Raw genomic sequence first — 6,486 nt, forward strand, 5'->3', positions numbered from 1 at the left:
GGTTCAAACCGACACCCCTCCGCGGCGCGAACCGCGGCGAGGCGTTTTGAATTCGGTCTTCCCCGTCTGTGCAGGCTGGCGGATTAAGCCGGCGAACCGGCACCTGCAGTCTCGGACAGGACATGGCCGGGCAAGGCTCCGCGGGGCTCGTCGCCCCTGGGATCCTTCCGGCCAGTGCCACCCGGTTGCCCGGGCGACATTTCGAGCGGAAACCGGCCGATCGGCCGTTCTCCTTCCGTGAGGATGAAATGCGTGAGGCGCGGTGTATAGAGCCTAGCAAGCCGCCTGCCAAGGGCCGGAACGCGACTTTTCCGCCGCAGGCAAGGGGCTGTGCGGAAGATCGGCTTGGGACGCATGTCTCACTTCAGCTCTGACCGAGCCCGGCGGCCGTGTCGCGTTCTGCAAGCCAGGAGGCCGCTATAGGGACGCTTCATGTGGCTGGAGGATGTTGACGACCGTCGTCAGGCCGTTGGCGTCCATTGCAATGAGAAGGTCGGAGGCTGTCATCGTCGGCCTGTTCAAACGCTGACGCATTGTGCGGATCGCCGCCACGGCCTTACCAAGATCCAGAGCGATGGTGTCGGCGATGAACGTGTCCGCAGACCGGGCCTCCAGACCGAGCGGCTCAAGCAGGGCTGGCTGAAAATGCTTCAGGTTGTCGGTCACGATGACTTGGGCCTGCGTCTTCAGGGCCGCAGCGATGACATGGGCATCATCGGGATCAGCACCTTGGCAGATCGGCAGGTAGACGGCGTAATCAGACACCATCGCGTCTTCAAACGCTTGCTCCATTGCTAGGCGCGCGCGTGATGCCTTCTCGACCGCTTGCAGATCACCCTTCCTGGCGAACATGCTCGCGATTGTGCGCTCCGTTTCGCCGAGGATCTGATCCGACCATCGCAGGCGGAAGAACTCCCACTGCGCCAGCGTCAGGATCAGATTCCGCCTGAGCACGCCCGCGAGAACGCAGGCGTCGATCATCGCGGTGAATCGATTCGCGAACACGGGCTACAGCAACTCTCCATCCAATGCGGCCAGTGCCGACAATGCTTCGTTGCGATGCCTGTCTCTGGCCGCCTTGTAGGCGTATAGATCCTCGGCCCTGATGCGCCGGTGGCGCCCGACTGACTCGAAGGGAATCTCTCCCTTCTGCAGAAGCGAGATGAGGAACGGCCGCGAGACGTTCAGAATGTCGGCGGCCTGCTGGGTGGTCAGCATCTGCGACACGGGCACGAGCGTTACCGCGTCGCCGCGACCGATGGGATGAAGAACCTCCATCAGCAGCTTCGAGATCGCTGGTGTCAGGGTTATGTCGGTAATCTTTCCGCCATCATCGGACAGGCGCAGGTTCGCCTCGCCGGAGGCCTGAAGCGCCAGCAGGCGTCGCAGCTGATTGGCCGTTTCACGCTCCAAGTCGGAGGGCAAACGCCCCCCGAGCCCCTTGGCGGAAGCGGGCATCGTCATGTCGGCTCCTCCTTGCTCAGCGAACGATGCGTATAATCGCAATAAACGAAACTGACGCAACAGGCGTAACCGCACACCGCGTCGTTCGTTCTCGCAACCGTGTGGATCAATCGATAAGGCAGTCGCGATCCGGGCTCGGATCGAGGTCGGACGAGACCGATGCGAGACCTTCGGGGGGCCTTGTTTTCGGCTACGCCGCCTCGCGCTCCGGCACCAGCTTGCGCCGCGCCGCCTCCCACCAGCTCCGGTCGCGGGCCTCCTTCGCCTCCGCGGCCTTGGCGGCGTAGAACGAGGCGTTGTGCTCGCCGCGCAGGGCCTCGCGGGTGAAGCGGATCAGATGGTGGGCGACGAAGCCCATGTTGAACACCGCCTCGATCTGCCCGCGCTTCAGCGCGTAGCCGGCCGCGCTCCAGAACGGCTTGCGGTAGTCGGAGAAGATCCCGACCCGGGTGATGATGTTGAAGCCGAGGATCAGGCCGCGTCGCAGGTTGGTGAAGGTGAGCTTGCCGGCCGTCGGCGTGGTGATGCGGTTCGGGTAGGTCACCGCGCACTGGTGCTTGAACCGCTCGAAGATCTTCTCGGGCTCGTAGGCGTGCGCGATCGCCCGGCGCCAGCTGCTGACCACCGAATCGTGCGGCCGCTTGAACAGGACGTTCGATTCGAGGCTGGCGTCGTGCAGGAGCCGGCCCTCGCGCTCCAGCCGGTCCCAGAGCGGGGTTTTGGGCAGCGCCTGGAGCAGGTTGATGGTCAGCACGGGAATCGCCGAGCGGTCGATGAAGTCGATCAGGTTCTGCTCGGACTTGTCGGTGTCGGAGTCGAGACCCAGGATGATGCCCGAGGTCACCTCGAGCCCGTAGGAATTCAGCGTCTCGATCGCCTCGTACATCGGCACGGCGGCGTTGTGGGTCTTGTCGATGCCCTTGAGCGCCTCCGCCTCCGGCGTCTCGATGCCGACGAACACCGTCATGAAATTGGCCTGCCGCATCAGCTCGAGGATCTCGGGCTGCTTGGCCATGTTGAGCGTCGCCTCGCAGGCGAACTGCAGCGGGTAGTTGTTCTTCTTCTGCCATTCCACGAGGTGCGGCAGCATCTCGCGGGTCGCCTTGCGGTTGCCGATGAAGTTGTCGTCGACGAAGTAGACCACCGCCGGGTGGCCCGGCTGGCTGACGATGGCGTCGAGCTCGGCGCACATCTGCTCGGGGCTCTTCAGGCGCGGCTGGCGGCCGTAGAGCTGCGGGATGTCGCAGAACTCGCAGCGGTAGGGGCAGCCCGAGGAGAATTGCAGGGAGCCGATCAGGTAGCGCTTGAGCGGCGCGCGCTCGTAGGCTGGGGCCGGGAAGTCGGCGAGCGCGAGGCGGTCCTTCGTCTCCAGCACCACCTGGGCGGGCGGCGGCGTCAGGTCGGCGTCGAGGCGCGCGACGAGGTCGTCGGTGGCGTCGCCGATCTCGCCGATGTGGAGGTAGTCGAAATCGCCGTACTTCTCCGGGGCGCCCGAGACCGAGGGGCCGCCCAGCACCGTGACCTTGCCCGCCGCGCGGGCGCGGTCGCGGATGTCGTGGATCTGCGGCTCCTGGATGTGCATCCCGGAAACGAAGACCGCGTCGGCCCAGGCGAAGTCGGCCGGGCCCGCGCGGCGGATATTCTCATCGATGAACCGGCATTCCCACGCCTCCGGCATGTAGGCCGCGATCAGCAGCAGTCCCTGCGGCGGCATGAACGCCTTCACCCCGCCCATCAGCGGGTAGGCGTGGGAGAATGTCCCGAAGGACGGCGTGTAGGCGGGAAAGACGCACAGGATGCGTCGCTTGGAGGTGACCGTCAGGGTGCATCGCATGGCGGCCTATCTAGCACAGCCGCGGCCTTTGGCGCCCCCCCTCCGTGGTTGAGAATGGCGTGAGGAGCGCGGGTTCGGGGTCGCCGCCGCGGCTTGTCTTCCTGTCGCATCCCGGACCGCGTCCCGCCGGTGCCGCGCGACCCGCGACGGCGACGCCCCCGCGCGGCGCTGCGCCGCCCGGAAACCGGCGGCGCGCGGCGAGACCGGCTTGGGGATGGGGCATCGGCCATCCCACAACGCAGAGCGCCCGGCCGTTCCCGGCCGGGCGCTCCGCAGCGTGAACGATTCGTCCCGCCTCAGGCGGTCAGGACCGTGTTCGGCTCGACCTTCACGCCCGGGCCCATCGTCGAGGTGACGGCGATGCGCTGGACGTAGGTGCCCTTGGCACCCGCGGGCTTCGCCTTGGCGACGGCGTCCGCGAAGGCCTTGATGTTCTCGACGAGCTTGTCGGCGTCGAACGAGACCTTGCCGACGCCGGCGTGGACGATGCCGGCCTTCTCGACGCGGAACTCCACCGAGCCGCCCTTGGCGCCGGCGACGGCGCCCTTCACGTCCATGGTGACGGTGCCGACCTTCGGGTTCGGCATCAGGCCGCGCGGGCCCAGCACCTTACCGAGACGGCCGACCAGCGGCATCATGTCCGGGGTGGCGATGCAGCGATCGAACTCGATCTTGCCGCTCTGCACGATCTCGAGGAGGTCCTCGGCGCCGACGATGTCGGCACCCGCGGCCTTGGCGTCGTCCGCCTTGGCGCCGCGGGCGAAGACCGCCACGCGCACCGTCCGGCCGGAGCCGTTCGGCAGGTTGCAGACGCCGCGGACCATCTGGTCGGCGTGGCGGGGATCGACGCCGAGGTTCATGGAGACCTCGACGGTCTCGTCGAACTTCGCGGTCGCCCGCTCCTTGACCAGCTTGATCGCCTCGTCGAGCGCGTAGAGCTTGGTCGCCTCGATGCCCTCGCGGGCGGCGCGGATGCGCTTGCCTTCCTTAGCCATGCTGCCCTCCCTTACGCGACGACTTCGAGGCCCATGGCCCGCGCGGAGCCACGGATCATCGCGACGGCCGACTCGACCGTGTCGCAGTTGAGGTCGGGCATCTTCTTCTCGGCGATCTCGCGGAGCTGCGCCTCGGTGATCTTGCCGACGGTCGGGCCCTTGCCCGGGGTCTTGGAGCCGGAGGCCGGCTTCTTGCCGAGCTTCAGGCCGACGGCCTTCTTCAGGAAGAAGGTGACCGGGGGCTGCTTCATCTCGAAGGTGAAGGAGCGGTCCTGATACGCGGTGATGATCACCGGGATCGGGGTGCCCTTCTCCATCTGCGCGGTCTTCGCGTTGAAGGCCTTGCAGAATTCCATGATGTTGAGGCCGCGCTGACCGAGCGCGGGGCCGATCGGCGGCGACGGGTTGGCGGCGCCGGCCGGGACCTGAAGCTTCACGTAGCCCGTGATCTTCTTCGCCATGGGACTGCTCCCAATGAAAATCCGCCCCCACGCGGCCTGAAGCGCGGCGGGTCGGACGGTTGCAGGTCGCGGTGCGAGCCGTGGATCCCGGAGGCGAAGCCGGGCGGTTCTCCCGCGGATGGTGCCGCGCCCTCAGCGGAACGCGGCGGCTTCGCGATCCCCGCACCCGGTGGGGATGCGTCGACCGGAAAGGACGGGCGGCCGGAGGGCCGCGGCGATCGGGGGCTCAGGCCTTCTCGACCTGGGCGTATTCGAGCTCGACCGGCGTGGCGCGGCCGAAGATCGACACCGCCACCTTGAGGCGGGAGCGGGCGTCGTCGATCTCCTCGACGGTCCCGTTGAAGCTGGCGAACGGCCCGTCGGCGACCCGGACGGTCTCGCCGATCTCGAAGGAGATCGAGGGCTTCGGCCGGTCGACGCCCTCGGCGACCTGGCCCTTGATCCGCTCGGCCTCGGCGTCCGGGATCGGGACCGGCTTCGACTTGTCGGCGCCCAGGAAGCCCGTGACCTTCGGGGTGTTCTTGATCAGGTGGTAGACCTCGTCGGTGAGGTCGCACTTCACCAGCACGTAGCCGGGGAAGAACTTGCGCTCGGCATCGACCTTCCGGCCGCGGCGGACCTCCACGACCTTCTCGGTCGGGACCATCACCTCGTCGAACAGCTCGGTCAGCCCGCGCTGGGCCGCCTGGTCCTTGATGGACTGGGCGACCTTGTTCTCGAAGTTCGAGTAGGCGTGGACGATGTACCAGCGCTTCGACACGGTTCCGTTCAACTCCGACAAGTCCCCGGGGTCACCCCCGATCGGCGGCGAGCCGCCCTCAGACGCCCAGGATCCCTCAGACGCCCAGGATCAGGCCGACCACGAAGCGCAGGGCCTGGTCCACGACCGTGAAGAAGACGCTCGCGGCCACGACCATCACGAACACCATGATCGTCGTGATCGTGGTCTCCCGGCGGGTCGGCCACGTGACCTTGCGGGCCTCGTCGCGCACCTGGGCGAAGAACTCGCCCGGCGTCGCGCGCTTCTGCGGCGCGCGGACGGGAGTCGCGGGCCGGGCGGGCGGCGGATTCGCGGGACCGCGGGCCGCGCCGCGCACCAGGTCCACCTTCTTGGTCGCTTCGTTCGATGCCATGGCGCCAGTGTCTGTGCGTGTTCGGCCCCGAGGCAGAGACCGCATCCGGGAATGCGAATGTCGGCGCCGAGGACCCGGATGGGCCCGCACCGACGGTCGCTTCAGATCTCGGATTGCGCCCGCTCTAGCGCAACTCCCCCGGCTTGTCGACCGGGCCGCCGCGCGGGATCGGGCTGAATGTCTGGCAGGAGTGGAGGGACTCGAACCCGCAACCTCCGGTTTTGGAGACCGGCGCTCTGACCAGTTGAGCTACACTCCTAGCGCACCGCCCAATGCCCCATCGCGGCGCGGCTTGCAAGGGGTCGCGTGCGGGAAGCGCCCGGGTAGAGGCCGCTCAGAGGCCGGGCACAGGCCGGGCACAGGCTCGGCGCAGCCCCGCCGCCCGCCCGGAACGACGACGCCGGCCCCCCGTCGGGACGGGGGCCGGCGCCGGAGAGGCGGAGCGGCGCGCGGCGCCGCTCCGGATCGGGTGTCAGTCGTTGATGGCGGCGACGACGCCGGCGCCGACGGTGCGGCCGCCCTCGCGGATGGCGAAGCGCAGCTTCTCCTCCATGGCCACCGGCACGATCAGCGCCACGTCCATGGTCACGTTGTCGCCC

Annotated in this window: 8 protein-coding genes and 1 tRNA gene; all 9 read right to left on the minus strand. The window is 67.9% G+C overall.

What is annotated here, in order from left to right:
* Positions 1-417 precede the first annotated feature (417 nt).
* Positions 418-981 carry a PIN domain-containing protein gene (locus ACLBXO_RS21600; RefSeq protein WP_447686626.1) on the minus strand — a complete coding sequence of 188 codons (564 nt, stop codon included), beginning with the start codon at positions 979-981 and terminating at the stop codon, positions 418-420.
* 27 nt (positions 982-1,008) lie between these two features.
* Positions 1,009-1,464 (minus strand): helix-turn-helix domain-containing protein, encoded by a 456-nt coding sequence (locus ACLBXO_RS21605; RefSeq protein ID WP_447686627.1) that lies wholly within the window; start codon positions 1,462-1,464, stop codon positions 1,009-1,011.
* 190 nt (positions 1,465-1,654) lie between these two features.
* The gene (locus ACLBXO_RS21610; protein ID WP_331312656.1) at positions 1,655-3,298 is read right to left on the minus strand and encodes a B12-binding domain-containing radical SAM protein; all 1,644 of its coding nucleotides are present in this window, start codon (positions 3,296-3,298) and stop codon (positions 1,655-1,657) included.
* 296 nt (positions 3,299-3,594) lie between these two features.
* Positions 3,595-4,293: a 50S ribosomal protein L1 gene (rplA, locus tag ACLBXO_RS21615; RefSeq protein WP_020096224.1), complete on the minus strand. Its 699-nt coding sequence runs from the start codon at positions 4,291-4,293 to the stop codon at positions 3,595-3,597.
* An 11-nt stretch (positions 4,294-4,304) separates the two neighbouring features.
* Positions 4,305-4,754 carry a 50S ribosomal protein L11 gene (gene rplK, locus ACLBXO_RS21620; protein WP_010686899.1) on the minus strand — a complete coding sequence of 150 codons (450 nt, stop codon included), beginning with the start codon at positions 4,752-4,754 and terminating at the stop codon, positions 4,305-4,307.
* A 226-nt stretch (positions 4,755-4,980) separates the two neighbouring features.
* Positions 4,981-5,514, minus strand: a complete 534-nt coding sequence (gene nusG / locus ACLBXO_RS21625; protein WP_012320778.1) for a transcription termination/antitermination protein NusG — start codon at positions 5,512-5,514, stop codon at positions 4,981-4,983.
* A 76-nt stretch (positions 5,515-5,590) separates the two neighbouring features.
* Positions 5,591-5,887, minus strand: coding sequence for a preprotein translocase subunit SecE (secE, locus tag ACLBXO_RS21630; protein WP_331312657.1), 297 nt, complete (start codon positions 5,885-5,887; stop codon positions 5,591-5,593).
* 182 nt (positions 5,888-6,069) lie between these two features.
* Positions 6,070-6,146, minus strand: a tRNA-Trp gene (locus ACLBXO_RS21635).
* Positions 6,147-6,359: 213 nt separating this feature from the next.
* Positions 6,360-6,486: EF-Tu C-terminal domain-related protein (locus tag ACLBXO_RS21640; RefSeq protein WP_447686628.1), on the minus strand; the 127-nt coding region annotated here is incomplete at its 5' end.

It is taken from the genome of Methylobacterium sp. C33D, assembly GCF_053345825.1.

Bases quoted from the DNA above. Each gene is read 5' to 3' on its own strand.
- ACLBXO_RS21600 (WP_447686626.1), bottom strand. From the start codon at position 981: ATGATCGACGCCTGCGTTCTCGCGGGCGTGCTCAGGCGGAATCTGATC.
- ACLBXO_RS21605 (WP_447686627.1), bottom strand. From the start codon at position 1,464: ATGACGATGCCCGCTTCCGCCAAGGGGCTCGGGGGGCGTTTGCCCTCC.
- ACLBXO_RS21610 (WP_331312656.1), bottom strand. From the start codon at position 3,298: ATGCGATGCACCCTGACGGTCACCTCCAAGCGACGCATCCTGTGCGTC.
- rplA (WP_020096224.1), bottom strand. From the start codon at position 4,293: ATGGCTAAGGAAGGCAAGCGCATCCGCGCCGCCCGCGAGGGCATCGAG.
- rplK (WP_010686899.1), bottom strand. From the start codon at position 4,754: ATGGCGAAGAAGATCACGGGCTACGTGAAGCTTCAGGTCCCGGCCGGC.
- secE (WP_331312657.1), bottom strand. From the start codon at position 5,887: ATGGCATCGAACGAAGCGACCAAGAAGGTGGACCTGGTGCGCGGCGCG.